This is a genomic window from Zhongshania marina (genome assembly GCF_002915595.1).
GTDB classification, from domain to species: Bacteria; Pseudomonadota; Gammaproteobacteria; order Pseudomonadales; family Spongiibacteraceae; genus Spongiibacter; species Spongiibacter marinus_B.
The window spans coordinates 186,402-212,021 of the sequence record NZ_PQGG01000031.1 but is presented as its reverse complement, the minus strand read 5'-3'; the positions used below and the strand labels follow the sequence as shown (position 1 = coordinate 212,021).

Here is a 25,620-nt window from a genome sequence, read left to right as displayed (position 1 = left end):
AATTATAATTCTGCTCTAAAAGCCAAGCATTGGCAGCTCAAACCTAGACAGCATCTTCTCTTCATGGCACCTTGTGGCCTCGTTTACGAGAGTTCTGCTACACGGATGAAGACCCGCGACAAAATACTATTAACCAGCCTCAGCTTATTCAATGCAGAAGGTGAGCCCAATGTGACAACCGTTGACGTTGCAAATGAGCTGAACATCAGCCCTGGAAATTTGTACTACCATTTCCACGGCAAAGAAGAAATTATTCAAGAACTGTTTGCCGCCTTCGAGGTAGAACTCAACGATATTTTAAGCGCGCCAATAGAAAAAACCCTCGGCGCCAAAGATGCGTGGTTTTATTTATATATTGTGTTTGAACACATATTTAATCACCGCTACTTGTATCGCAATCTCAACGACATACTGCAGCGCTATCCGCAAATTGCTAAGCGATTTTCAAAATTATTAGAATTAAAAGTGCAGGCGGTTCGCGCCGTCGCCCTAGAGTTACGCGCCCAAAACTTTATTGATCTAGACGATGCCCTGCTTGAACGCCTTTGCGACAACGTCGCAATGTCACTCACCTTCTGGCTCAATTACAACCAGCTCCGCGAACGCAATACCAGCAATGAAATTATGATTCACCAAGGTGTTTTTCAAGTCATGTCATTGGTGTCGCAACACCTTCGCCCCGAGTATCGCTATTTTTACGACGAATGCTGCGCCCTGTTTGAAGCCTTAGCGATTTCAGAATAGACCGAAATCAAAGCTGTCAAGGCTCGCACCCGCCCCATAGATTTTGCATAATGTCCGGCTACGTAAACCGGACAAGAAAGACTTATGAATTCCATTCCCAGCCGTATCGCCCAAGAATTAGGTGTAAATGAAGCTCAAGTAAGCGCCGCCGTAGCACTACTCGATGAGGGCGCCACCGTCCCCTTTATTTCTCGTTACCGGAAAGAAGTCACTGGGGGTCTCGATGACACCCAGATGCGGGATTTAGAAACCCGACTAGCTTATCTGCGGGAACTGGAAGACCGTCGTACAAGCATTCTTAACAGCATAAAAGAGCAAGAAAAGCTCACCCCCGAATTAGAACGAGATATTCTCGCCGCCGACACCAAAAACCGGCTTGAAGACCTTTACCTTCCTTACAAGCCCAAGCGCCGTACCAAGGGACAAATTGCAATCGAAGCGGGACTCTTGCCGCTGGCAGATACCTTGTTTGATGATCCAAACCAAGACCCAGCGGTATTAGCCCTTGAGTACATCAACGCCGAGCTTGGCGTCGCCGACGTAAAAGCCGCCCTCGACGGTGCCAAATACATCCTTATGGAGCGTCTGAGCGAAAACGCCGACCTACTCGCCCAACTGCGTAATTTCCTTTGGAATGAAGGCCTCCTGAGCAGCACCGTTATGAGCGGCAAAGAAACTGAGGGCGAGAAATTCCGTGACTACTTTGCCCACAGCGAAGCCTTAAAAACCACACCGTCGCATCGCGCACTTGCCATGTTCCGTGGTCGAAACGAAGGTATTCTGAGCCTCGCCATAAAATTTAGCGAAGAAGAAGGCAGTGTTCATCCCTGCGAAATCATGGTGGCCAAACACTGGAATGTCGCGGATGAAGGCCGTCCCGCGGATAACTGGCTCAAAGAAGTTATTCGCTGGACGTGGCGTATTAAGTTATACACCCACCTAGAAACTGATTTACTAGGGCAGCTGCGGGAACTTGCGGATACCGCCGCGATAGACGTGTTCGCCCAAAACCTAAAGGATTTGCTCTTGGCCGCCCCCGCCGGCCAGCGCGCGACTATTGGCCTAGACCCGGGCATGCGCACCGGTGTCAAAGTCGCCGCCATTGACGCCACCGGCAAGGTGCTGGATCACTGCGCTATTTATCCAACCCCGCCTCAAAACAAAATTGCGGAGTCGGCGGCGATACTGCTGGCAATGATCAAAAAGCACAACGTCGAGCTGATCGCGATTGGCAACGGCACCGCCAGCCGTGAAACAGAGCGCTTTGTAAAAGATCTGCTATCAGCGCACCCCGAACTTGGCTGCACCAGTGTGATGGTCAACGAATCTGGCGCCTCTATTTACTCGGCCTCCGAATACGCTGCGCGGGAGTTTCCAAACCTCGACGTAACCATTCGCGGCGCCATCTCAATCGCCCGCCGCCTGCAAGACCCGCTGGCGGAACTGGTGAAAATCGACCCCAAATCCATCGGTGTGGGTCAGTACCAACACGACGTTTCTCAAACAGCATTATCACGCACCCTAGAAACCGTCGTTGAAGACTGTGTAAACGCCGTAGGTGTCGATGTGAACACCGCCTCACCCGCCTTGCTCGCGCGGGTTTCCGGTTTAAACCAAAGTATTTCAGCCAATATTGTTGAATACCGCGATCAACACGGCGCCTTTAAAAACCGTGCGCAATTAATGGAAGTCAGCCGCTTTGGCGCCAAAACATTTGAGCAAGCTGCAGGCTTTTTGCGCGTGATGGGCGGCGACAACCCGCTTGACGGCTCAGCCGTGCATCCAGAATCCTATAGCGTGGTAGAAAAAATAGTGAAGCGCTGCGGCCGCGCCGTGAACGATGTTATTGGCGACAGCAGCTTCCTCAAAACCATCAAACCTAGCGAATACGCCGATGAGCGTTTTGGTATTCCCACCATTACCGACATCGTCGCCGAACTCGACAAACCAGGCCGCGATCCGCGCCCCGATTTTAAAACCGCGAGCTTCAAAGACGGCATCGAAAAGATTTCAGACCTCGAACCCGACATGATCTTGGAGGGCGTAGTCACCAACGTCACCAACTTTGGCGCTTTTGTGGATATCGGTGTTCACCAAGACGGATTGGTACATATCTCCGCGCTGGCAAACCAATTCGTTAAAGATCCTCGCACCGTCGTCAAAGCTGGCGACATCGTTAAAGTAAAAGTCATGGAAGTGGATGCCCAGCGCAAGCGCATTGCACTGTCTATGCGCCTAGATGACAAAGCCAGCGAGCAGGAATCTAGCAATAACGGCGGTGATCGTCGCGGCAGCCGAAAAGCATCAGCCATGCCCAAACAAACACCACAAAAAGACCCCAACTCGACCATGGCCGCGCTATTTGCTCAAGCTAAGCAAAACAAAAGCGGGCGTTTATAAAGCAAAACTCACCGCCATAAGTATGCATAGACAATGCTTGTGGCGGTGATTACTCAATTCTCGAAAGTGCTCTCTCGTTTTGTGCATTTCCGTCATTCACGCGGCTTTACTACAACCGTACACTTCTGATCTTGACGGGGCTCGCTAGCGAGGATTTCCTCTCGGCTTTGCTGATACGGCGTTTTGTTCTCTGCCAAACTCACCGCCTTGGTGATTGCAGCCAAGGCCTTGTCGTGGCAGCTTTCATTTAACAGCGCGAAGGCGTAGTTATTCCACAGCGCGGGATCATCTGGGTGGCTCTGCAGTATTTTTTCAAACAGCTCTACCGCTAATCTGGCATCGCCCTGCGTTAAAGCCGCGTTCGCCAATGCCGTTAGCACCGGCTTCGAATTGGGCCACTGCTCAGCGGCCAAGGTATAGAACGACATCGCACGATCTAGGTCGCCTAGCTGTTCAAATTCGTTAGCGCTAGCAATGTATTGGGCAGGTTTAGCGGTATCTGGCAGACGACTACTATCTGTTAACACCCTCGCCCAGTAATTTGTTCGCCCCCATGTCGCCATAAATGTTCTAAACGGGAGCTGATAATCTTGGCGGCTTCCAGAGTGCAAAATTAGCACTTCTTCACTCAGGTCGTAACCCACCACTACCGCGTAATGCCATTGTGGCCACCAAGAAAAGCCGAGGTTTTGAAACACCAACACTGGGTTGCCAGCATTGACCTCACTAAGTATCGCAGACAAATTTTTAGAAAGTGGATAAGGCAATAGGCCAAGCTGACGCCCCGCTGCTTGCATCTCAATCGCTAAAGAGCCCTTTTTTCCGGGAATAAAGAGTTGCTTAGCCAAGGATTGCTGATCAACCGTCAAACCCCAAAACTGGGCTATTTCTGCGAGTGCTGCAGGGCCGCAATAATATTCTTGCTGCGCAATAAAAGGGACGTCTAATTGCCGCTGTGGGGGCAATGAATGAGCGGCATCATTTAGGGGAATGGATGCGCATGCCTGTAGCAACAGGCATGCGAAAAGAACGCTAGTTAGCCGCATTCACAAAGGGGAATATATCGGTAATACCCAAAATATCAGTAATGAAGAAGATCAATACTACTAGGGCTAGCAGGCCAACGGCGCCAGCACCGGCGGGCAATTGATCCATTTTTTCCTGCAACATCGCCAATTCTGTTGGCGTTAGCGCATCGATACGCGCCTCAACGTCGGCGGGTGACACACCCAATTCAATTAGGCGATCACGGACATTGTCTTGTGATAGCGCAGCTTTCATCTCCGCACGGTTTTCATCAATGGCGTACTCCGCGACCATACGGTCAGTGCTAATAACGCCAGCCGATGCGGTGGTCGCCATTACCCCTGTCCAAACCATGAATCCGCTCATCACAACTGCCGTGGCGCTGCGTTTGAATGTTGTCTTAGCCATAATTTACTTCCTTTTTCCGCAGTGGTTAATTGTATGGCCAGCGCCTGCCAGCCATACGATTTTTCGCGTACTCGTTAAACTTATAACTCTTGTGTCTGTGGCTTATTCAACACCAACTGACCATCCTGAACTGGGATGGTATTTCCTGGCTCGTGATCCATCATCACGGTGCCGGTTTCACCATTTAATGTGTAGGTTACGCTGTAGCCAGTCACGCGCTGCTGTGGGTCTTGAACAGTGTTACAGCGGCGCTCGGTGGTGGTGTAAACGTCTTTCTGCTGCATATTGCCCTGCACTTTATTACCCGCGTAACCGCCGGCTGCAGCCCCTGCTACAGTCGCAAGTTTCTTGCCATTGCCACCACCAACTTGCTTACCTATGACACCGCCAATCACCGCGCCAATGATGGTACCGGCCACTTTATTCTGGTCTTTCACTTCAGCTTGGTGCTGAACAACCTCGTCGTAACACTCTTCGCGATTGGTGTAATACGTCTCAGTCACCGCTTTAGACTCAACAACCTCAGCAAAAGTCGGCTTTTTTGTTTCTACATAGCTGTTGTAACCCGCATAGCTGCCCGCCGCTGTTACAGCAACCGCGCCAAAAATCCCGCCAATCAATAAATTCGTATTCATGTCTGTATCCTCAATTCCTGTGTCTCAGACTTTATTTCGTTGTAACACTATGACCTATGCTATTCAGCAGAGTGCCGATGATCTCCTAAGAAAAGTAGTGAAGTATTCACACTCTAGAGTGATGAAATCAGGCCAAAAATGACAAATATATAATAATTTCAACAACTTGCTGCGCCGCACCCAGCGCATCGCCGGTATAACCACCGATGCGACGACGTAAATAAGCTGCAAACGCAAAGCGAAACGCCAGTAAAACAAGGCACAAAGGCAGCAACGCCGGCACATCGGTAAATATAAACAAGATCAATACCGGCAGACCCGACCACAGCCAATGCGATAAGGGCATAGTCGTTGCCAGCGGCTTAGACTTGCCTTCGCCGCGCACATAGTTCAAGTCCAGCAAATAAGATGTCGCCAACCAACGACTCACAATATGCGCCCAAAGTAAGGCACTTACCACAAGTCCCGTCGACGGCATCGCAGACAAGGCCGCCGCCTTTAAGCCCAGCACCAAGACCAGGGCCACTGTGCCATAGCTACCGATGCGCGAATCTTTCATAATCCGCAGCACATCTTCTGCTCGCCAGCCGCCGCCAAAACCGTCGCAGCTATCGGCAAAGCCGTCTTCATGAAACGCGCCGGTCAGCAATATCGACGACGTCATAGAGAGCAACACAGCAATAAGAGAGTTATTAAATATCGCGACCGCCGCAACAAATACCAGCGCCGCTACACAGGCCACCAAAAGCCCTACCGCCGGAAAATAGCGCGATGCGCCATTTAATTTTTCTTCGCTAAAGTCTGGGTCAGCAGGAATCGGGATGCGGGTTAAAAAGCCCACCGCCAGTAGAAACACCTGCCATTCTCGCTGTAAATATTGACGTGATAGCACCGACAAACTCCGCTTTGACCAGAAACTTTATCTATAAATAGCGAACCATTGTACGCTAAGTCGTCTAACAGGCTGCGGTATTCATGTGCTGGCGTTTTAGCGCGTTACCACAAGCCCGCAGCTCTGCTAAACTTAGCAGCTTCCACATTCGCTAAACATAAAAGGGTTCCATTATGAGTATTCAGACCGGCGACAAAATCCCCGCAGTTACACTCAAGGTTATGGGTGAAAAAGGCCCACAGGACATTACGAGCGAAGAAATATTTGCTGGCAAAAAAGTGGTATTGTTCGCCGTTCCCGGCGCCTTTACGCCAGGTTGCACCATGACGCATTTACCTGGCTATATCGTGAATGCCGACAAAATCAAAGCCAAGGGCGTAGACACCATCGCCTGTATTTCTGTTAACGATGCCTTTGTTATGGACGCTTGGGGCAAAAGCCAAAACGCCGAAGAATTGCTGATGCTAGCAGATGGCAATGGCACGTTTACCGAGGCCCTAGGCTTAGTCATGGACGGCTCAGGCTTTGGCCTTGGCAATCGCTCACGTCGCTACGCCATGATCGTAGAGGACGGCACAGTGAGTCATTTAGCGCTAGAGCCCACTGGCGCAGTGGATGTGAGTGCGGCAGAAAAAATCCTCGCCCTGCTGTGATCCCCAAGGTGCACGCGCCACGCGTGCTCATTTTTGACTCCGGCGTCGGCTCTCTGAGCATCGGCGCCGCAATTCATCAGCTCATTCCCCAAGCAAACCTGCTTTACGCAATGGACCACGGCGGCTTTCCCTATGGAGAATGGCAGGAAAGCGCGCTAGTTGAGCACATTTGTCAGGCTGTGAGCGCCCTGCTGCAAAGGCACAGCGCCGACATTCTGGTGATGGCCTGCAATTCAGCCAGCACCGCGGTATTACCCGCACTGCGAAATTCATTAAGCATACCGGTGGTCGGTGTAGTGCCGGCAATAAAACCCGCCGCACAGCGCAGCCACAGCAAAGTGATCGGCTTACTTGCCACCCCCGGCACCATTGCCCGCGCCTATACCGCCCAATTAATCAATGACTTCGCCTCCGACTGCTGCATCATCCCCGTCGGCAGCCGTGTTCTCGCACCCGCGATTGAGTCACTATTTTGGCAAGAAAACCCGATAGACGCCGTATTGGAACAAATTAAGGCCGAACTCTACAGCCATCCCCGCGCCGCAGAAATGGATACCGTGGTATTGGCCTGCACCCACTTCCCATTGCTACAAAAGCCGCTGGCAGACTTAATGCCAAACTTAGAATGGATAGATTCTGGCGAAGCAATTGCGCGCCGAGTGCTGCACGTTTTAAATGAATTAAATTTGCCGTTAAATCTAAATGGCAGCACCGCTAAACGAGAAGTGGTAATTCTGGGGGAGGAACCGGCAACACCGATATTAATACAAGGCTTAGAAAATATGGGGCTAAGCCTTATCGATTATTAAACTGCCGAACATTTTCTTCATACTCACTAATCACCGTCGCCGCATTCTCCATAGCGAGGTTATAGTTATTTATTCTTGCCCTGCGACGCTCTTCATTATCGCGCCCCGTACCTACCGCTGTTTTATCCATGGTATCTAAACATTTTACAAAGCGCCGACTATCTTCGAGATAGCGCTCTACTCGGCGCTTGGCAAACTTCATTGCTTCCGCGTCGGCGCTTGCGCCATCAGGTATATGTTGTGGTGGCTGCGGCAGAACACAGGCAGCCTGCACAAGAGGTGCACACAGCGCTAACAAAATAAAACTGCTTCTAAAAATACGCATTACACTATCCGGCGATTTTACTGTTTGCCAGAGTATACAGAAAATCCGGCAGGACACAGCCCAACCGGATCACAACACGAAAACAGAATTAAAAAATAATCAAAGAATTAAGCCGCTTATAAGGCTCGCGGATCAAACCCTTCAGCATAAAACTGACTATACCATTTGCGGAATTTAGCAATCGGGCCATCGCCATCGCAAAGAATCGGCAGCGGGCGATAAATTTTATGCTCCCAAATTGGCTTGTCTTCTTCTAACTGCCCAACAATATTGGCGATGATTGCGGCGTTAACACCGCCTTTTTTCACTTCGCCATTTATCTTCGGCTGAATAAACGCAAAGCGCACCTGCACCTTGTGTTCATCAATTGGCGTGGTTAAACCAAGTAAAAAGGTATCGGCAATTCCTTCAAACTTGGTAAACCCCTGACCAGGACCTGCGCTGCCGGTGCGAATAGAGCCCTTCACTTCGCCACGGGGGGTTGGCATATTTGCTACTTGCAAACCGCGCACAAAATAGCCGTCATAGGTCGTTTCCCACTCGGGAAAAGACGCGGTGCCATGCACATATTTAAAATGCGCTGGGTCAGCGGCGTTCTCTGCCATTTCCTGCGGATGGGTATGAATAATCCACTCGTAACGATCCTGCGGCGACCAATCATCGCTATTGGCTTCATCATGGCTGATCACCTCCCACAAGGGCGCAACGCCATCGGGGTGATACCACGCCCAAATAACCTGATTGGTTTCGCGAATCGGAAAGCTTTTAAGGCATTTTTTACCGGCAACCTTGGGCGGCATATTTTTCGCGTAGGGCACTTCTACACATTCGCCTTCAGGGTTAAATTTCCATGAATGGAAGGGGCAAACAATATTATTCCCCTCAATACGGCCACCACCGGTTCCTGAACGCTCGTGAATGCCGTGGCCCAAATGCGCGCCCAAATGCGGGCAGTAGGCCTCCATCAACACCGCTTTGCCGGCCTCAGTGCGAAACAACACCAGCTCTTGACCAAAATAATGCACCGCGCGGGACTCGCTCGGCGCTAATTCGTCAGAATAGGAAACCGCAAACCAGCCAAATGGCATTGGCATGGGATAGCGTTTAATGGTGTCGGTACTCATATTCTTATCCTCAGCTGAATCGGCCCCGCGCCGCTGCGCGATCTGAGCTCAGTACGGTGTGTAGCGGGTTCACGTATAGAACCCCACAATTGCCCCACACTTTACTCTTTGAAGCCGGAGAGACAATGACAAAATGAGACATGGAACTGGCAAAAAACGCCATTTGCGAGGGAAGAGCTCGTTTTATTATATGTAGGCGGCCATCGCGATGATCGCCGCCCTTTATGGATTACTTCCAGTTTTTGTAGCGCTCCATCATCACATCCGCACCCATGCGAATCAGAGATTCATTCGCTGAACCAGGCTGCACACCGGTGCGCAAAATAGCCTGTTGAACCGCAATTTCTTTCGCGACTTCTTCCATTGTTTCGCCGTCTACTTCGTCACCCTCTGCGGTTTCATCTTCCCCACCGGCGGCAGCGCGAATAATTGCCTCGCGCTCAGAACCGGGCTCGGCACCACTGCGACGAATCACCTCTTCAATGGCCAGCTCTTCAGCCGCCTGCTTGCTGCTAATACGATTACCTTGGGCGTCGTAAATACCATCAAATGGTTCATAAGCGGTTTCTGGTGATTGCCCCGCACCAATGCGAATCATCGCTGCCTCAGTGGAGTCTGGCGCCACGCCCGCCTTTTTCACCGCAGCCTCAGCGGCCCGCGCCTTACCCACCTGCATTGCGGTTACGGGCTGGCCATGACGGTTATATATCGCACCGCTCTGCACGTTTGCGTTTGCGTTTGCACTAGCCTCAGTCTGCGCAGCTGAACTTTGCTGAGCCGGTGCAGCCCCCGAATTACTGGCGTTAGCTGCGCTCCCCGCGGCATATGCAGGCAGTGCTGCACAAACTGAAATTAACGCTAATGTATTGAAAACTTTCATGTATTGCCCCTGATTTAAATTCAAATATCCCTTATCGCTATATTAAGCGCCAATAAATTACCGAACGGCCTATATTGGCAACGCAGTCAGCATTCATCACATGTGCTAACATCCAAGCCATGATGAACGCGAATACCCCACTACAAGATCGCTTTGGCCGCGGAGTTGAATACCTGCGCCTATCGGTCACCGATCGCTGCGATTTCCGTTGCGTTTATTGCATGTCGGAAGATATGACCTTTTTGCCCCGCAAGCAAATTCTTAGTTTGGAGCAGCTATACGATATCGCCAGCAGCTTTGTGCAGCTTGGAGTTAAAAAAATACGCCTAACCGGTGGCGAGCCTTTAGTCCGTAACAACGTAATGTCGCTGGTTGAACGCCTTGGGCGGTTAGAGCAACTAGAACAGCTACACCTCACCACCAACGGTGCCCAGCTCGACAAATTCGCCGCCCCCCTAAAAGCCGCAGGGCTAACTGGGATTAATATCAGCATAGACAGCTTGCGAGCCGACCGTTTTAAGGAGTTAACCCGTTTCGGCGAACTCAAAAAAGTGCTGAACGGCATAGACGCAGCCCGCGACGCGGGTTTTCAGCGCCTTAAATTAAATGCAGTGATTCTCAAGGGCCGCAACGACGACGAAATTCTAGATTTGGTCGACTTCGCCCGCGACAAACACGTAGATATTAGCTTTATAGAAGAAATGCCGCTGGGCAATATTAGCGAACACGATCGCGCCCTTAGCTTTATCAGTAGCGAGCAAATTCGCAGCACCATAGAAACCCGCTACGGCCTCACCCCCACCACCGAAAATACCGGCGGGCCATCACGCTATTACCGCATGGCAGACAGTCGCTCTCGGATTGGCTTTATCTCTCCCCATAGCCACAATTTCTGTCATTTATGTAACCGCGTAAGGCTCACCGTAGAAGGCCGCCTACTGCTGTGCCTTGGCAATGAACACTCAGTCAGCCTTAAAGAAATTGTCGACGAGCACCCAGGCGACCATGAAAAACTACGCGAGGCCATCATTAGCGCAATGGATCTCAAACCCGAGCGCCATCACTTTTCACTAGACGATGACGAACCCCAAATTGTTCGGTTTATGAACACCACCGGCGGCTAAGCCAGCAAGCTATGACTTCAAGCACCAGCAGCGAGCTGATAAAACACCTTAATTTAGAGCCCCACCTTGAGGGCGGTTACTTCTGCCGCACCTTTACCTCCAGCCATACCGTAAATGGCCGTGCAGCGCTGTCGTCGATTTACTACCTGCTAAGCAATGCCAGCCCCATCGGCCACTTACACCGCAACCGATCTGACATACTGCATTTTTGGCAACAGGGCAGCCCCATTCATTACACCTTAATCGCGCCAGACGGCAATATGAGCGAAGTTGTAATGGGGCCAGATTTAGCGGCCGGTCAGCAATTGCAAATGCTGGTGCCCGGCGGATTTTGGAAGGCCTCCGAGCTGCGCTGTGGCGAGCATGGTTTAATATCCGAGGCCGTATGCCCCGGCTTTGATTTTGGCGATCACGAACTCGCCACTGCCGAACAAATTCAGCGGGATTTTCCCCAACATTGGCCGGCCCTGATGCCGCTCGTCTCTCGCCAAATTAAATAATATATCGGAACACCTTATGACCGACGCCCGCAAAGATATAGACCAGCTCATCGCCAATCTCGCCAAACAAGGCTATATCGCCAGCTCTGCTATTGCGACCACGCTTTATCTTGCACAGCAGCTAGAACGCCCCATTCTTATTGAGGGGCCACCGGGGGTGGGGAAAACCGAGCTCGCCAATGCCACCGCCGCCATGCTGGCCAAGCCTTTATTCCGGCTGCAGTGTTACGAGGGCCTAGACGAAAGCAAAGCGCTCTACGACTGGAAATACAGCAAGCAACTTCTGTACGTGCAGGTGCTGAAGGAACAACTCCACGATATTCTCGACGGAACCGATAACTTAGCGAATGCGGTTGAGCGTCTGCATAATTTTGACGATATCTTTTATTCCGAGCGCTTTTTAGAACCGCGGCCTTTACTCAAGTCGCTACAGAGTGACGACGGAGCGGTATTGCTCATCGACGAAATCGACAAGGCCGATTACGAATTTGAGTCTCTGCTGCTAGAAATTCTCGCTGACTTTAGTGTGACGCTGCCAGAGATTGGCACCCTAAAAGCCAAACATAAACCGCTGGTTATTCTAACCAGTAACAACACCCGCGATCTCAGCGATGCCCTCAAACGTCGCTGCCTGCATTTATACATCCCCTTTCCAGAGGCAAAACTGGAAAGCCGCATTGTGCAAAGTCGCGTTCCCGCTGTGCCAGACGAGTTACGTCGGCAATTGGTCAACTTTGTTCACGGCGTTCGCAAGCTCGATTTAAAAAAGCAGCCCGCCATCAGCGAGACCATCGACTGGGCCCGCAGCCTATTACTGCTCCATTGCAATAGCCTGTCGCGGGAGTTGGTCGAAGATACTCTTAACGTGCTGCTCAAATACGAAGAAGATATCAATATGGTCAGTCCGGAATTACACGGTCTGATCAAACGCGCCGATAGCAATCTGTAAACACCGTGGACGAAACCCTACTGCAATTCATTCGCCACCTGAGACATCACGGCTTGGCGATATCAACCGCAGAAACACTAGACGCAATGCGTGTAGTGGCCACTATTGGCTATAGTGACCCCTCACTTCTGCGGGACGGCCTCGCCAGCTGCCTAGCCAAAACCGTCGAAGATCACAGCCATTTTGAGGAATGCTTTGCGCGGTTTTTTCAGTCGCAGCTTGGCAGCAAGACAGATGAACACAGCAGTGATGCTGCTACAAATGAAAATCCGAGCAGTGAAAACCAAGGCGATGGCGCTGCCAGTGGAGAAGGCGAAGGTGCTGGAAATGGCCAAGGCTCTGGTGGAAGCGGCAGCAGCCAGCGGGACAGCGCGACGCTAAACGAAGTCATCCGCGCGGCGGCGGAAGCAGAACTAGAAAACATTCAATATCGCACCCAGCGGGGAGTTTATCGACGTAAAATTTTAAATGCCCTCAATGACGAGCAAACACTAAGTGACATCCAAAAACTCTTAGATGCCGGCGATGACGAACAAGCCCATTTGCTAGAGCAAGCTCGCCAGCAGCAACTGGCAACGGTCAAAGAGCTCATTGAACGGCAACTATTATTAAACAACGATGCCGCCGGCAAACAGCTTCGCGACGCCACATTAAAAGACTCTTCGCTGTCAGCAATGGAGCACTATCACCGCGAACGTCTGCCACCACTTATCCGCAAGCTCGCTAAAAAAATGGCGTCAAGGCACCGCCAACGCCACAAGCGCGCACGTCGCGGCAAACTCGATTTAGGAAAAACGCTGCGCCGCAATATGGCCTACGGCGGTATTCCCTTTCACCGTTTTTGGAAAACCACCCGCAAAGACAAAAGCGAGATTTTTGTGCTCTGCGACATAAGCGGCTCAGTCAGCGCGTGGTCGCGGGTATTGCTGCTTTTTGTCGAGGCGTTAAGTGATGTACTGCCAAATACCCGCAGCTTTGTGTTTTGCGGCCAAAGCATTGAAGTTACCGACTTGTTTAAGCAGTATCCCGCCGACGAGGCGATGGCAATAATTCAGCAGCGACACGGCCTAGGCGGGAGCGATTACGGCTTGGCGCTGAATAGTTTTTGGAATCAAATAGAAGACAAACTCAATCGACGCAGCTGTGTGATCATTCTTGGTGACGGACGTGGCAATGGCGGCGACACTGGCATAGAAGCACTGCGCAGTATTTATCACCGAGCCAAATTGGTGCTGTGGTTTAACCCAGAATCACATTACAGCTGGAATACCGGAGACTCGGAAATACGCCGCTACCAAAGCGCAAGTCACTACGTTGCCGAATGCGGCTCGCTGCGTAAACTCGAGCGCCTGCTCGATCAATTACTTAGCCTGCTACGATAATGAACAGTAGCACTACATTCACCACAAATGCGGTATCCTTGTCACACAACATCGCTACTATGGCGGTAAATCTCGCGTAGCTCGGGCCATCATGAATAGAATCAAACATTTCATCAGTCAGTCATTTATCGGTGGCGTCTTAGTTATCGCACCCGTCATTATTCTGCTGCTCGGTCTGCGTTGGGCGGTTAATGGCGTGCAATCTTTAATTGCGCCCATGACGGCTCCTTTAGTTCGCCTTACCGGCGCACCGCCGCTTGCGATAGACATACTGGTTGTCGCACTGATCTTGCTTAGCTGCTTTATTGTTGGCACCATCGTAGCTACCAGCGCTGGGCGCTGGATTCAAAATTTTATAGACGCCCATTTAGCTCGCTTCGCTCCGGGCTACCGCCTTATTCGCGACATCATTCAGCAAATGTTCGGCGCCAATAGCAATTCCCCCTTCACCAAGGGCGAAGCCGCCGTGGTGCAACTGTACGGCACTCAAAGTCCCGCACGGGCCACCGCGATTATTACCAGCCGCCACAGCAACGGCTGGTACACGGTATTTGTGCCCACCGGCCCTAACCCAACCTCTGGCTTTGTCTACCATCTGCCACCAGAGTGCGTAGAGCCAAGACCCGATATAAAACTGGACGCAGCATTTAAATCAATTATTTCCTGCGGGGCGGGTTCGTCAGAACTCGAAATTATTCGATCAGCTGCCGAATAATTTTTCAGTTACTGCAGGGGCATAAAACGACAATGACAGCGGCGCAACAATGACCCAGTTCACTCTCATCAGACCTGTTCTAAAAGTCTGCAGTTTAATACTGCTGGTCTTTGGCCTAATGATGACAGTGCCGCTATTAATGGCGATTATTTACCACACTGGGAATACCGCCGCATTCAGCAACGCTATCGCCTTAACCGTAGGGCTAGCCGCCGGAGGCTGGTTGTTATCACGATCCCATCGCATCAATCTACTTACTCCACGGCAAATGTTTTTAATCACCACCACGTCGTGGGTATTAATCTCACTCACCGGCGCGCTGCCATTTTTATTAATTCCCGGCTTTTGCGATATTAGCGACGCTGTTTTTGAATCTGTGTCTGGGCTTACCACCACGGGCTCAACCGTACTCACCGGCTTAGACACAATGGCCCACGACATTTTGGTATGGCGCTCTATTTTGCAATGGGTGGGTGGACTCGGCGTTATCGGTATGGCCGTAGCGATTCTGCCCTTTTTAAAGGTCGGTGGTATGCGCTTATTCCAAACCGAATCCTCAGACTGGTCAGACAAAGCCATGCCGCGCTCACGCACCATGGTTACGATGATTATCTACGTGTACATCATCCTCACCTTCCTTTGTACACTCGCCTTTATGTTCACAGGCATGGACAGTTTTCACGCGGTTAATCACGCCATGACCACCATTTCCACCGGCGGCTATTCCACCTCAGACAGTTCCTTCGCACAATTCGCTGATCTAGGCAGTCACTGGGTCGCCATCACCTTTATGATCTTAGGCGCACTGCCCTTTGCTATCTATGTTCACTTTCTAGTTAAACGTAATTGGCGAGTGTTTAACGACCAACAAATTCGCGGATTTTTACTTACTATTTTAATTATTAGTATTATCGTAACCCTGCACCTCATGTCCGATGCCGGCATCGATTTACTACATGCATTTACCTATGCCACATTTAATTTAGTTTCCGTCATTACCACCACCGGATTTGCCAGCGGCGATTACTCGCAGTGGGGCAATCTTGCAGTAGCTGCCTTTTTCTTTGCCATGTTTATTGGCGGCTGCTCAGGTTCAACCAGCGGCGGCATTAAAATATTTCGTTTTCAATTATTATTTATGATGATGCAAGAAAGCATTGTCCGCGCAGTACACCCCCGCGCTATGATCCGGCGCTATTACAACGGCCGCGCAGTAGACGACAGCATTGTTTTATCTGCCGTAACCTTTGTATTTATTATGCTGCTATCACTGGTAATTATTACCCTACTGCTTGCATTTACAGGCTTAGACCTCACCACCAGCCTCACCGGCGCAGCAACCGCACTCATGAACGTGGGCCCAGGGCTTGGCGACACCATTGGTCCCGCCGGCAATTTTTCAACACTGCCAGACAGCAGCAAGTGGATTTTGAGTGTAGGGATGCTATTAGGCCGACTGGAATTTATGACTGTTATTTTGGTGCTTACACCGACCTACTGGAAAAGTTAATTTTTACCCGCCAACAGGATCAACTGCTAGCCGGCACTGAGCAAAGCTGTTTTTTAAACAAGGCCAATACTTTTTGAAATGCCTGATATGTTGGATGATCCTTGTCGTCTACGTAATCGCGGGTCAAAACAGAGTGCGCCGTAGACTTAATATTATGTGGGTTCCCGCTAGAGGAATCGATGCTTATACCAACAAACTTATCGCCAAAGGTCTCAGCTAAATATTTAAATCGCGTTCCCGGCACCAATTTATCGTCGCTAAATCTAAGGCCAATAAGACAAATATCATCCCGCTCCATACGCGCTTTAATCTTAGGAATATCGCTGGCGTTCACATCAATATCACGGCGTAATTTTTTGCTGATGGTTAAGGGCATAGAAGGCTGAGATAAGACCGGCGCAATCACCGACTCATCCGCCATCATCGCCAAGGCAAAACCACCGCTAAAACACATACCAATGGCGCCCACACCCGACCCACCACAACTGCGGTGCGCATCACGCGCTAGGGCTCTTAACCACTCAGCAATCGGCGCTTCTTCCCGAAATGCAAAGCGATTAAATTCCTTGGAGATACACAACTTAGTCATCGACTTAAGCAGATTCCCTGTCGTGTAAGGCATACCCGGAGAACCCAGCAAAGACGGCAAATACGTCGTGAAGCCCTCCTTGTTTAAACGGCGAGCAAAATTCCACACCTCGTCGTATATCCCCGGCACTTCATGAATCACAATTATTGCTGGGCCTGTACCAGATTTATAAACAGGCCGAGACACACCGTTAAAAGTATAATTTCCCGGCTCGAAATCAGAGTAATCCTCAACAATAGGCGCAGCTTTAGAAGCGCCGGCTCTCCATACGGGGGTTTCTAAATTGTGCTTAGACATTAATATTTTTTTACCTAGTTGATTGGCGCCTAATTTAGCTTTAACCACTCTTTCAAACTATTCCCAATATCGCTGATTTCTTCTGCACACACTTCATGCTGCATTGGGTAGCTGCGGTATTGAGGCTTGAAGCCCATGCTCTGCAAAATTTGATTGGCGGTATGGCCCATGCTTTCTTGCACCATGGGATCTTGGCTGCCATGGAAAATATGGATGGGTAAGGATTTGTTTGCCGCATTGAGCTTTACTTCTTTAGCAGTGGCAAAGTAGGTGGACATGGTTAATAAGCCTGCCAGCGGCTTCGTAAAAGAAAGTGCTGCGTGGTAAACCACAGCGCCACCTTGACTGAAACCAGCAAGCACAATGCGTTCACTGCTTATTCCAGCATCTAATTCGCGCTGGATTAATTCCCGTACGGCAGCAGCAGAGGATTCAATCTGCACTAGATCGATTTCGCGCTCTATCGACATTGCAAGTATGTCGTACCACGCCGGCATGACCATGCCACCGTTGATGGTAATAGGAATCTCTGGGGCATGGGGAAAGACAAAACGGATACCGTGGCCATCTGGTAAACCAAGATGCGGCACAACCGGAACAAAGTCGTGGCCACTGGCACCAAGGCCGTGCAGCCAAATAACGGCAGCATCTGCGGTGCCTTTTGGTTCTATAATTTCACAATTAAGCAAGGTCGCGCTCCTAGGAGTTTTAAATCTTGGTGTTTTATAAAAACTAGAAATTTACTTTTTAAGCCAGGCCTCCAGCAGGTCGGTGTTACGTATATTTTTCCGATACGCAACATCAGCGATGTCGCCGATAATGGGGATGCTGCCTAGCAAGAAGTCGAGGCCGATATTGGCTAGCATTCTCAATTTTAATGTTCGCGGTGCACCAAGCTTATGAGCCTGCCAAACGATACTTAAACCCAACAGCGCGCTCACTAAATCTCCGGCGACTGGCAATAGGCCAAGTAGAGCGTCTACCCCGAAGCGCCATGGGGTATGTGGTATACCCCAAGCGCCATCCAGTAAATTAGCAATTTTGCGGCTGCGTTTCAGCCGCTGATCTGCATCTTGCGATATCATTTTTTAGCGATGATATAGACCGCATGAATAATGCCGGGCAAGTAGCCGCAAAGGGTCAAAATAATATTTAGCCAAAAATGCTTACCTAGGCCTACTTGTAAAAACACACCCAATGGCGGTAGTAAGATCGCGAAGATGATACGAATAATATCCATAGTACTTTTCTCGCTCTGTTTGTTTATTTGGTTATGCCACCCATAAGGTAGCACATAATCGCATTTTCCAAATTACTCAAATGCATTCTGTAAATGAATACCGTCTGTTGATCTGACTACTGATGTTACCTATGCTCTACGCCCGAAACCTATTATAGCGAGCAAAATTAGCGTGAATATCACTGCAAGCAATCGATATATTCCCAACGCCACCGAAATGCTTCAGTTTGATGTCATTGAAGACGATTTGTTTCGTGCTCGTCACAATCTCGACAATATGGCCGGCGTTACCTTTGGCGGGCAAGCCCTCGGCCAGTCATTGGCTGCCGCAACACTCACTGTAAATGACTGGCATTGCCACAGTATCAGTGGCTTTTTCATGCGTGGCGGGATTATTGACGACGCCATCGATTACCGTGTTGAACGCTTGAGCGACAGCCGCCGTTTTGCGACTCGCCGAGTTAGCGCCATTCAAGGCGGGCGAGTTATATTTGAATTATTGTGCTCATTCCATGAAGGCGAAGACGGCGTACATCATCAATTTGCAGACTTGGGTAATCCGCCGACACCAGAGTCACTGATAGATCTACAAGTATTTGCTCAGGAAAATAAGCATCGCCTACCTGAGAATATCTTCGCCCTGCTATCGAAACCCTATATCTTTGAATTGCGCATGCTAGATCTGGAAACCTATTTTGAAACGCCGGACATGGCATTTAGAGACTATTGGCTTCGCATACCGTCTGCCGCAGATATTAATGATCCCCGCGATCATCATTCACTGCTGGCTTTGCTATCGGATTACTGGCTACCTGGCACAATAGCGATACCCCACGGCCGCAATGCCGGCGTAAAATTACTCGCGTCCTTAAATCATTCACTGTGGATTCATGCGCCCGTCAAGGTTGATCAATGGTTGCTATACCGAACCGAAAGTCATTGGGCAGGGAACGGCAGAGGACTCGCTACAGGAAAAATATTTTCCCAAACTGGCCAGCTTATCGCGTCTGTTACACAGGAAGCGGTATTGCGTTAAGACAATATGCGCTTATTAGTTTCTGTCTTGAGAAAGATGTCGGCGCTTGTTTAAGGTCGCGCGAACTTGCATAAAGCGATAAGTACCAAATAGTAAAACCAACACCGCGCAAACCACTAAAACCCAGCCAGCTGCAACATAAGAATCTATTGAAGCAAAAAACTGAAACAATACCGCGCCGCCCGCTAGCATAGACAATCCCGTTCGAATATACGCAAGAAAGGTTCGCTCATTCGCCAAACGTGTACGCTCTAGGGCAAGCATATCTCTTATTTCTGAGTCCTTATCCATTTGGCATTCCTAAGTGTTCCTACAATCTCAAGGCAGTATGACAACACAATGTGCGCTTAACCAATAAAATTTTTATTTGGATGTGGAATACAAAGAGGGGGAGAATTTTTACAGATATATTTTTAGTGCAAAAAAGCCGCCGCAAAAATTGTATTTCACGGCGGCTTATTATTCATCACATTATTTTTTGTCACCATCGGCATCAACAGAAACCGAGGTATTTTCACCCTCACCGTCACTTTTAAATGAGAATGAGCCTTCACCGGTATCGATACTTACCGCGGTCGATCCCTTCTCTGGCGCTGGCGCAGCAGCTTTGTCATCGGAGCAGGCTATCAAAAAGCCACTCATAATGAGTAATAAACTTACGATCAGTGTATGTTTCATAATTTATCCATAAAGTATCAGAGAATGTACCTCGGCTTAGACTCTGCCTTAGCAACACAGTTCAATAGTAAGTTTTTAGCAACAACACTTTTGAAAATGCTGATGTTTTCCGGCGAAAATCGACCTATCTTATTTATGCTATTCAAAAAAATAATTTATTTTTCTATCTCTAACTTTGCTTCCAAACCATCATTCGCAGCGGAAATAATATAGGCACGCAAAAGCCCCACATCCTCTTTACTCAGCAAGGCTTTAAATGCGGGCATACCTCGGGAGCTTAATGCACCGTCTAGTACGACCGCCTGCATCGCCTCTGCCGTTGCAAGTAGTGGAGACCAGCGCAGGTCGGGTATAAGTCCGCTAGAGATAACATGATCGCCGTGACACACCACGCAGTTGCTATCGTAAAGTTGCTTGCCCTCGGCTACAGTTATAGCGTCTGCTGTCGATGGCGGTGGTGTAGGTTTTTGGATACTTGCTTTCGATAGCTCAGACAATTTAGCGCTGCCACCCAACTTAAACACCATCAATCGACCCACACCGGGATCGCTCGCGGCGGGCATTAAACCGCCATAGACCAACGCAAAAACACCACCCCAACCAGAAGCCACGGCAATATATTGCTCGCCGTCTAATTCATAGCTAATAGGTGGTGCAACAATGCCGGTCTGAGCGAAAAAGTCCCACAAGCGCTCGCCATTATCCGCGCGGTAGGCAACCAGCTTGGCATCAGCATTGCCTTGGAATACCACGCCGCCGGCTGTAGAAAGTACGCCGCCATTCCAAGGACTATTATGCTCTACCTGCCAAACAGGGCCTTGTCTCACTGGGTCCCACGCTAATAAGCGACCTTTAACCGCGGCTTTTACCGCTTTAAATTGCGCGAGGTCACTCGGTAGAGATCCCATTGCGCTATCTGATCCTGTATTCCAACGGCCTTCTTTATAACTGAACTCTTCGTCGTTCGCGTATATATACGGGGTTTCCAACACCGGAATGTAAACCAAGCCCGACGCTGGGTTGAATGACATGGGATGCCAGTTATGCCCACCCATTGGACCAGGCAACTGCAAATACGGTGCCTTACTACCCCAGCGCGCTTCAGGTATTTCAACCGGTCTGCCGGTTTCTGAATCTATATGGCTTGCCCAATTGACCGGCACGTAATTTTTAGCTGACAGCAATTCACCGGTCGCTCTATCTATAACATAGAAGAAGCCATTTTTAGGTGCCTGCATAATGACCTTGCGGGGCTCGCCGTCGATATCAAGCTCAGCCAAAATCATGTGCTGGGTCGCGGTATAGTCCCAAGTTTCACCGGGTGTGGTTTGATAGTGCCAAACGTATTCACCGGTATCTGGCCGCAGCGCGACAATGGAAGAAAGGTAGAGATTGTCGCCGCCACCGGGGCTGCGAATACTTTGATTCCACGGTGAACCATTGCCGACACCCACGTAGAGCAAATCTAGCTCGGGGTCGTAGGCCATGGAATCCCAAGCGGTGCCACCCCCGCCGTATTTCCACCATTCGCCCTTCCAGGTTTCAGCGGCCTTGGCCATAGCCGCATTTTCAAAGCCATTCTCAGGATTGCCGGGCACCGTGTAAAAACGCCACAGCATCTCGCCATTATTTATGTCGTAGGCCGACACATAACCGCGCACGCCGTATTCCGCGCCGCCATTGCCGATAATCGCCTTGCCGTTCACAATCCGCGGTGCACCGGTAATTGTGTAGGGCTTGCTCTGATCAACGGTGATTACATCCCATAATTTAGTGCCGGTTTTAGCATCGACGGCGACTAAACGACCATCAATCGTGCCGGTAATAATTTTGCCGTCAGAATAGGCCACTCCGCGATTCACGGCGTCGCAGCACAGATCCGCGCCCTTGCTACGATCAACTTGAGGATCAAACTGCCAGCGCAGTGCGCCGGTTTTGGCATCCAGCGCAAACACCTTATTCCATGTTGCGGTCACGTAAATCACACCATCAACCACCAATGGTGTTGCCTCTATGCCGCGACTTACACCTAGATCAAAGGCCCAAGCCAAACCCAATTTGTCGACGTTTTCAGGGGTAATTTGCCTTAAAGGTGAAAAGCGCTGCTCCGCATCACCGCCGCCGTGCTTGCTCCACTCCTGAGTTGCCGTGTCCGCTGAGACGTCGCTGGCTTTAGACGGAGTGGGTGTCTTATCGCACGCCACTAAAAGCAGAGATGCACAAAACAAACCAGCAGCCCGCAGGGCAAATTGTCGCTTATTATTCATTATTATCCCCATGTATTAGGTGATTACTTTCAGCGAACAAACAATGCCAAGCAAATTTGCAGGAGTAAAGCCTTTCCTGTTTTGCTCAGCGGATTGCTATTGGGCTTAATTCGTTTATTACGGCGGGATTTACAAATCGCAGGCAAAAAAAGAGCGCTCATATGAGCGCTCAAATATACCTAGAGTAGGAGACTTCAAATGATTAGAGGGAGCCTATTGCAGAAAGTTCAGCTGCAGATGGCGCAAACCAGTAATTTCCACTCACAGGTGTTGAAAAATCCGTCAAATGGTCGTAAATCCCATCACCACTAACCCCAAACATGCTCTGTAAAATACGGTCAAATCGACGAATATCGCAGCTAAATGCTAGAAAATACAAGCCATGTTCTAACACCCCGCCATAGGGAACACTGCGTCGATATAATTTTTGCGCAACCCCATCTATTTTCACATCACTGCGGCTAACATGGGAATTTTCGGGCATTAGCTCATCTTCTAGCTCAATACTATCTGGCTTTGTGCGACCGATAACCCCCTCCTGCTCGCTCTGACTCAAGGCGTGAAAAGAAGCCAGATTGTGCACCCACTGCTGACTCATCACATAGCTACCACCTGCACCGGCCTCACCTTCTGGAATCAGCGCCACAAGCTGCTGGCCACGTCCTTTGGGGTTTTCGGTTCCGTCGATGAATCCTGACAAGTCCCGCGAGTCCTTGTACAAAAAGCCTATTTTCTCAAGCTGCAATACGGCAACTGAAGCCAGCGCCGTGGTCGCCGCCATGGCCGCGTCAAAATTCGCGCTATGATTATCGCCGTGCAACCACAGAAAAATACCCTGTTGGGTGGCTGGCGCAACGCGCTTGCCTTCGCCAATCGCTGCAAAAGGCTTTAAATCTGCCGGACAGGCCGCAGGCGCAATGCTGCGCCAACAATCTGAGCCAAAACTCCACACCCGATTAACACCTGCATCACTTAATACGACGGCCTTCGCCAACACATCCTTTAACTGCGCAGCACTAACGCCCTCAATCAATTTATATTCAAGAAAAAAATGGGAAGTACTACCTTCAACAAAAATACCAGCCTGTGGTTCAGACATTATCATTCTCCTTTTCCAGTGCATTGTTTTATCAGCACTTTATGAACATGACAATCCCGTCACCTACAATGCTTGTTCACAACCGAGCACGGATTTACACTTAGCGGCCTTTTCAAGCTCCGCTGAGGAAGCCATTTTGGCCACATCGCTAGAACAAAGACTGGCATTTTTTGCAGCTGCTCCACGACAACATCTTCTACGGCAGATCCAACGCGGTATTGAGAAAGAAAGCCTGAGAGCAGACCAAGAGGGCATACTTGCACAAACCGGCCACCCCGAGGCCTTTGGCTCAGCGCTGACCCATCCCTCGATCACCACCGACTTCTCTGAAGCACTGCTGGAGTTCATTACCCCAGTCAGCGACTCAATTGACGACACCCTCAATGAGCTAGACGCCATCCACCGTTTTGCGGTGAGTGAACTGGGCGATGAAACCATTTGGAATGCGAGTATGCCCTGCCGCTTGGGCGAAACCGACGACGCCATTCCCGTCGCCCGCTTTGGCAGCAGCAACACCGCCACCATGAAAACCCGCTACCGCCTAGGCCTAGGCCATCGCTACGGCCGCAAAATGCAAACCATTGCCGGTATTCATTACAATTTCTCGCTGCCAAAATCGGTGTGGGAAGAGCTTCACGCCGCCGAAAATAGCGAGCTGCCGCTAAAAACCTACATCACCAATAATTACTTTGGTTTGATTCGCAACTTCCGTCGCTACGCATGGCTGCTTATTTATTTATTTGGCGCGGCACCCGCGGTATCCCGCTGCTTTTTAAACGGCAAACCGCATCAGCTTCAGCCGCTTGGTAAGTACACACTTTACGGCCCGCACGCGACCTCTCTGCGTATGGGCGATCTGGGCTACCAAAGCGACGCCCAGAAAAACCTGCATATTTGCTACAACCATTTAGACTTCTATGTAGAAACCTTAAAAGGCGCCATCACCACCTCTCATGGCGATTACGAAAAAATCCCCGCTGGCGAACAACTGTCGTCTGGCCTGCTGCAAATAGAAAACGAATTTTACAGCCCCATTCGCCCCAAGCGCGTCACCGAAAGTGGCGAAATTCCCTTGGGTGCGCTGCGCCGTGGCGGTGTGGAATACATCGAAGTGCGCTGTATTGATGTAAATCCCATGCTGCCCTTGGGCATCAACGCTGAGCAAATTCGCTTTATAGACGCTTTCTTGTTGTATTGCCTCTACAAAGACAGCCCGCCATGCGACGACGACCATAACGCCGAAATCAGCAGTAATTTACTAAGTGTTGTAAACAAAGGCCGCGAACCTAAGCTTGAGTTAACGCAAGACGGCAGCCCTCGGGAACTGGCCGCCTGGGCCGAAGAATTAATCGGCGACATTGGCCGTATTGCTGACCAGCTTGATACGGCTCATGGCGGCGAGGCTTACCAGCAAAGCTGCCAGGCACAACTTGCCAAGGTTCACGACATTAGCCTAACGCCGTCAGCACAAATTGTGGCGGCGCTAGAGCAAGGCGGCGACGGCTACTATCACTATGCAATGAAGCAATCACTGCAACACGCCGAAACCTTCCGTGAACGCGGCCTTAGTTCAGACGAAAGCCAGCGCTTCACCGCCATGCGCGAGGCCTCCGTGGCTGCCCAAGCAAGTGTCGAGGCGGAGCAACAAGATGAAAGCTTCGAGGACTATCTCCACCGCTTTTATTTGCAATATCAGGATCTGTGAACTATTTAGCCCACTTTCATTTAGCCCAGCAGCTCGCAAGCCACAGTGGCTTAGATCGGCAGGGCTTACTCATCGGTGGGCTGCTTGGCGACTTTGTTAAGGGCCCGCTGCGTGGTGATTATCCCGCCGCTTGGGAAGTCGGCATTCGCCTTCATCGGCGAATCGATGCCCTCACCGACAGCCATCCCCGTGTCACAGAATGCTTGGATGCGCTGCCCACAAACTTTCGTCGCTACGGCGGCATTATGTTAGACGTATGCTTTGACCACTGTTTAAGTCTACGCTGGGATGAGCTCCATCCAAGCCCCTTGACTCACTTCACCCAAGATTGCTATCAGCATGTTCTACCGAATAAAGACCAATACCCCCGCGCAGCCGCACGGCAAATTGGTTTTTTAGCGGACTACGATGTGCTCAGTAAGATGGGCGACTGGGACAATATCGAAGGTATGCTGGCGCGAATTGCCAAACGCATACCAAGAGAAAGCCCATTAAGTTATTGCGGGCCGGAGCTCGCTCGACAGCTACCCTATATCGAACAGCAGTTCCTCGCCCTGTATCCGGCATTGCAAGAACAGCTATTCACAGAATTTAATGGGAATGGCCCAAGCTAAAGTTCATGGAAATGGGCAC

General features: G+C 50.2%; 28 protein-coding genes. 13 read left to right on the top strand and 15 right to left on the bottom strand.

Annotated features, from left to right (window positions below; translation table 11 throughout):
• The first annotated feature begins 63 nt into the window (after positions 1-63).
• Positions 64-744: a TetR/AcrR family transcriptional regulator gene (locus tag C0068_RS14065; protein ID WP_103685112.1), complete on the top strand. Its 681-nt coding sequence runs from the start codon at positions 64-66 to the stop codon at positions 742-744.
• 84 nt (positions 745-828) lie between these two features.
• Positions 829-3,144: a Tex family protein gene (locus C0068_RS14060; protein WP_103685111.1), complete on the top strand. Its 2,316-nt coding sequence runs from the start codon at positions 829-831 to the stop codon at positions 3,142-3,144.
• Between the two features lie 92 nt (positions 3,145-3,236).
• Here C0068_RS14060 and C0068_RS14055 read toward each other — a convergent pair whose 3' ends face one another.
• The 4 genes from C0068_RS14055 to C0068_RS14040 form a co-directional block, all read right to left on the bottom strand.
• Positions 3,237-4,109 (bottom strand): PA2778 family cysteine peptidase, encoded by an 873-nt coding sequence (locus C0068_RS14055; protein WP_158250000.1) that lies wholly within the window; start codon positions 4,107-4,109, stop codon positions 3,237-3,239.
• Between the two features lie 67 nt (positions 4,110-4,176).
• Positions 4,177-4,578, bottom strand: coding sequence for a PA2779 family protein (locus tag C0068_RS14050; protein WP_103685109.1), 402 nt, complete (start codon positions 4,576-4,578; stop codon positions 4,177-4,179).
• Between the two features lie 80 nt (positions 4,579-4,658).
• Entirely contained in the window at positions 4,659-5,213 is a 555-nt protein-coding gene (locus C0068_RS14045) for a glycine zipper 2TM domain-containing protein (protein WP_103685108.1), read from the bottom strand.
• Positions 5,214-5,340: 127 nt separating this feature from the next.
• Positions 5,341-6,105 carry an adenosylcobinamide-GDP ribazoletransferase gene (locus tag C0068_RS14040; protein WP_199176181.1) on the bottom strand — a complete coding sequence of 255 codons (765 nt, stop codon included), beginning with the start codon at positions 6,103-6,105 and terminating at the stop codon, positions 5,341-5,343.
• A gap of 173 nt (positions 6,106-6,278) precedes the next feature.
• Here C0068_RS14040 and C0068_RS14035 point away from each other — a divergent pair, with 173 nt between their 5' ends.
• Positions 6,279-6,758, top strand: coding sequence for a peroxiredoxin (locus tag C0068_RS14035; RefSeq protein WP_103685107.1), 480 nt, complete (start codon positions 6,279-6,281; stop codon positions 6,756-6,758).
• Between the two features lie 23 nt (positions 6,759-6,781).
• Positions 6,782-7,567, top strand: coding sequence for a glutamate racemase (gene murI / locus C0068_RS14030; RefSeq protein WP_158249999.1), 786 nt, complete (start codon positions 6,782-6,784; stop codon positions 7,565-7,567).
• On the opposite strand, the gene C0068_RS14025 is transcribed toward murI, so the two are convergent.
• The 3 genes from C0068_RS14025 to C0068_RS14015 form a co-directional block, all read right to left on the bottom strand.
• A complete protein-coding gene (locus C0068_RS14025; protein ID WP_103685105.1) occupies positions 7,554-7,892 on the bottom strand; it encodes a hypothetical protein in 339 nt (112 codons plus the stop codon). The two genes, murI and C0068_RS14025, sit on opposite strands and share 14 nt — an antisense overlap.
• Positions 7,893-8,008: 116 nt before the next feature.
• Positions 8,009-9,016, bottom strand: coding sequence for an aromatic ring-hydroxylating oxygenase subunit alpha (locus tag C0068_RS14020; RefSeq protein WP_103685104.1), 1,008 nt, complete (start codon positions 9,014-9,016; stop codon positions 8,009-8,011).
• A 229-nt stretch (positions 9,017-9,245) separates the two neighbouring features.
• Positions 9,246-9,896: a hypothetical protein gene (locus C0068_RS14015; RefSeq protein WP_103685103.1), complete on the bottom strand. Its 651-nt coding sequence runs from the start codon at positions 9,894-9,896 to the stop codon at positions 9,246-9,248.
• 122 nt (positions 9,897-10,018) lie between these two features.
• Here C0068_RS14015 and moaA point away from each other — a divergent pair, with 122 nt between their 5' ends.
• From moaA to C0068_RS13985, 6 genes are all read left to right on the top strand, one after another.
• Positions 10,019-11,020: a GTP 3',8-cyclase MoaA gene (moaA, locus tag C0068_RS14010; protein ID WP_434061423.1), complete on the top strand. Its 1,002-nt coding sequence runs from the start codon at positions 10,019-10,021 to the stop codon at positions 11,018-11,020.
• An 11-nt stretch (positions 11,021-11,031) separates the two neighbouring features.
• Entirely contained in the window at positions 11,032-11,520 is a 489-nt protein-coding gene (locus C0068_RS14005) for a cupin domain-containing protein (protein WP_103685101.1), read from the top strand.
• 16 nt (positions 11,521-11,536) lie between these two features.
• Positions 11,537-12,469: an AAA family ATPase gene (locus C0068_RS14000; protein WP_103685100.1), complete on the top strand. Its 933-nt coding sequence runs from the start codon at positions 11,537-11,539 to the stop codon at positions 12,467-12,469.
• A gap of 5 nt (positions 12,470-12,474) precedes the next feature.
• Positions 12,475-13,851 (top strand): VWA domain-containing protein, encoded by a 1,377-nt coding sequence (locus tag C0068_RS13995; RefSeq protein WP_103685099.1) that lies wholly within the window; start codon positions 12,475-12,477, stop codon positions 13,849-13,851.
• A gap of 91 nt (positions 13,852-13,942) precedes the next feature.
• On the top strand, positions 13,943-14,566 hold the full coding sequence (locus C0068_RS13990) for a DUF502 domain-containing protein (RefSeq protein WP_103685098.1): 624 nt from the start codon (positions 13,943-13,945) through the stop codon (positions 14,564-14,566).
• 49 nt (positions 14,567-14,615) lie between these two features.
• Positions 14,616-16,076, top strand: a complete 1,461-nt coding sequence (locus C0068_RS13985; protein WP_103685097.1) for a TrkH family potassium uptake protein — start codon at positions 14,616-14,618, stop codon at positions 16,074-16,076.
• Between the two features lie 19 nt (positions 16,077-16,095).
• Here C0068_RS13985 and C0068_RS13980 read toward each other — a convergent pair whose 3' ends face one another.
• Genes C0068_RS13980 through C0068_RS13965 form a run of 4 tightly spaced genes read right to left on the bottom strand, consistent with a single transcriptional unit; the run spans position 16,096 to position 18,202 of the window.
• The gene (locus C0068_RS13980) at positions 16,096-16,962 is read right to left on the bottom strand and encodes a dienelactone hydrolase family protein (protein ID WP_146047904.1); all 867 of its coding nucleotides are present in this window, start codon (positions 16,960-16,962) and stop codon (positions 16,096-16,098) included.
• A gap of 29 nt (positions 16,963-16,991) precedes the next feature.
• Complete coding sequence (locus C0068_RS13975) at positions 16,992-17,651, bottom strand: alpha/beta hydrolase (protein ID WP_103685095.1); 660 nt, start codon at positions 17,649-17,651, stop codon at positions 16,992-16,994.
• Between the two features lie 51 nt (positions 17,652-17,702).
• Positions 17,703-18,047, bottom strand: a complete 345-nt coding sequence (locus C0068_RS13970; RefSeq protein WP_103685094.1) for a DUF4112 domain-containing protein — start codon at positions 18,045-18,047, stop codon at positions 17,703-17,705.
• Positions 18,044-18,202 (bottom strand): YqaE/Pmp3 family membrane protein, encoded by a 159-nt coding sequence (locus C0068_RS13965; protein ID WP_103685093.1) that lies wholly within the window; start codon positions 18,200-18,202, stop codon positions 18,044-18,046. The genes C0068_RS13970 and C0068_RS13965 overlap by 4 nt, the downstream gene beginning before the upstream one ends.
• Positions 18,203-18,374: 172 nt before the next feature.
• Here C0068_RS13965 and C0068_RS13960 point away from each other — a divergent pair, with 172 nt between their 5' ends.
• Positions 18,375-19,238, top strand: coding sequence for an acyl-CoA thioesterase (locus C0068_RS13960; RefSeq protein WP_103685092.1), 864 nt, complete (start codon positions 18,375-18,377; stop codon positions 19,236-19,238).
• A 15-nt stretch (positions 19,239-19,253) separates the two neighbouring features.
• On the opposite strand, the gene C0068_RS13955 is transcribed toward C0068_RS13960, so the two are convergent.
• The 4 genes from C0068_RS13955 to C0068_RS13940 form a co-directional block, all read right to left on the bottom strand.
• Positions 19,254-19,529, bottom strand: a complete 276-nt coding sequence (locus C0068_RS13955; RefSeq protein WP_103685091.1) for a YidH family protein — start codon at positions 19,527-19,529, stop codon at positions 19,254-19,256.
• 180 nt (positions 19,530-19,709) lie between these two features.
• A complete protein-coding gene (locus C0068_RS13950; protein ID WP_103685090.1) occupies positions 19,710-19,916 on the bottom strand; it encodes a hypothetical protein in 207 nt (68 codons plus the stop codon).
• A 155-nt stretch (positions 19,917-20,071) separates the two neighbouring features.
• A complete protein-coding gene (locus C0068_RS13945; protein ID WP_103685089.1) occupies positions 20,072-22,183 on the bottom strand; it encodes a PQQ-dependent dehydrogenase, methanol/ethanol family in 2,112 nt (703 codons plus the stop codon).
• 202 nt (positions 22,184-22,385) lie between these two features.
• Positions 22,386-23,282, bottom strand: coding sequence for a Dyp-type peroxidase (locus tag C0068_RS13940; RefSeq protein WP_103685088.1), 897 nt, complete (start codon positions 23,280-23,282; stop codon positions 22,386-22,388).
• A 136-nt stretch (positions 23,283-23,418) separates the two neighbouring features.
• Between C0068_RS13940 and gshA the strand changes: the two genes are divergently transcribed.
• Together gshA and C0068_RS13930 are read left to right on the top strand one after the other, a co-directional pair.
• A complete protein-coding gene (gene gshA / locus C0068_RS13935) occupies positions 23,419-24,987 on the top strand; it encodes a glutamate--cysteine ligase (RefSeq protein ID WP_103685087.1) in 1,569 nt (522 codons plus the stop codon).
• Complete coding sequence (locus C0068_RS13930) at positions 24,984-25,601, top strand: acyl carrier protein phosphodiesterase (RefSeq protein WP_103685086.1); 618 nt, start codon at positions 24,984-24,986, stop codon at positions 25,599-25,601. The genes gshA and C0068_RS13930 overlap by 4 nt, the downstream gene beginning before the upstream one ends.
• Positions 25,602-25,620: the final 19 nt, after the last annotated feature.

Bases quoted from the DNA above. Each gene is read 5' to 3' on its own strand.
- C0068_RS13940 (WP_103685088.1), bottom strand. From the start codon at position 23,282: ATGTCTGAACCACAGGCTGGTATTTTTGTTGAAGGTAGTACTTCCCAT.
- C0068_RS13945 (WP_103685089.1), bottom strand. From the start codon at position 22,183: ATGAATAATAAGCGACAATTTGCCCTGCGGGCTGCTGGTTTGTTTTGT.
- C0068_RS14035 (WP_103685107.1), top strand. From the start codon at position 6,279: ATGAGTATTCAGACCGGCGACAAAATCCCCGCAGTTACACTCAAGGTT.
- C0068_RS13950 (WP_103685090.1), bottom strand. From the start codon at position 19,916: ATGAAACATACACTGATCGTAAGTTTATTACTCATTATGAGTGGCTTT.
- C0068_RS13970 (WP_103685094.1), bottom strand. From the start codon at position 18,047: ATGATATCGCAAGATGCAGATCAGCGGCTGAAACGCAGCCGCAAAATT.
- C0068_RS13990 (WP_103685098.1), top strand. From the start codon at position 13,943: ATGAATAGAATCAAACATTTCATCAGTCAGTCATTTATCGGTGGCGTC.
- C0068_RS14060 (WP_103685111.1), top strand. From the start codon at position 829: ATGAATTCCATTCCCAGCCGTATCGCCCAAGAATTAGGTGTAAATGAA.
- moaA (WP_434061423.1), top strand. From the start codon at position 10,019: ATGAACGCGAATACCCCACTACAAGATCGCTTTGGCCGCGGAGTTGAA.
- C0068_RS13980 (WP_146047904.1), bottom strand. From the start codon at position 16,962: ATGTCTAAGCACAATTTAGAAACCCCCGTATGGAGAGCCGGCGCTTCT.
- C0068_RS14065 (WP_103685112.1), top strand. From the start codon at position 64: ATGGCACCTTGTGGCCTCGTTTACGAGAGTTCTGCTACACGGATGAAG.
- C0068_RS13965 (WP_103685093.1), bottom strand. From the start codon at position 18,202: ATGGATATTATTCGTATCATCTTCGCGATCTTACTACCGCCATTGGGT.
- C0068_RS14050 (WP_103685109.1), bottom strand. From the start codon at position 4,578: ATGGCTAAGACAACATTCAAACGCAGCGCCACGGCAGTTGTGATGAGC.
- C0068_RS14045 (WP_103685108.1), bottom strand. From the start codon at position 5,213: ATGAATACGAATTTATTGATTGGCGGGATTTTTGGCGCGGTTGCTGTA.
- C0068_RS14000 (WP_103685100.1), top strand. From the start codon at position 11,537: ATGACCGACGCCCGCAAAGATATAGACCAGCTCATCGCCAATCTCGCC.
- C0068_RS13985 (WP_103685097.1), top strand. From the start codon at position 14,616: ATGACCCAGTTCACTCTCATCAGACCTGTTCTAAAAGTCTGCAGTTTA.
- C0068_RS13955 (WP_103685091.1), bottom strand. From the start codon at position 19,529: ATGGATAAGGACTCAGAAATAAGAGATATGCTTGCCCTAGAGCGTACA.
- C0068_RS14025 (WP_103685105.1), bottom strand. From the start codon at position 7,892: ATGCGTATTTTTAGAAGCAGTTTTATTTTGTTAGCGCTGTGTGCACCT.
- C0068_RS14020 (WP_103685104.1), bottom strand. From the start codon at position 9,016: ATGAGTACCGACACCATTAAACGCTATCCCATGCCAATGCCATTTGGC.
- C0068_RS14015 (WP_103685103.1), bottom strand. From the start codon at position 9,896: ATGAAAGTTTTCAATACATTAGCGTTAATTTCAGTTTGTGCAGCACTG.
- C0068_RS14005 (WP_103685101.1), top strand. From the start codon at position 11,032: ATGACTTCAAGCACCAGCAGCGAGCTGATAAAACACCTTAATTTAGAG.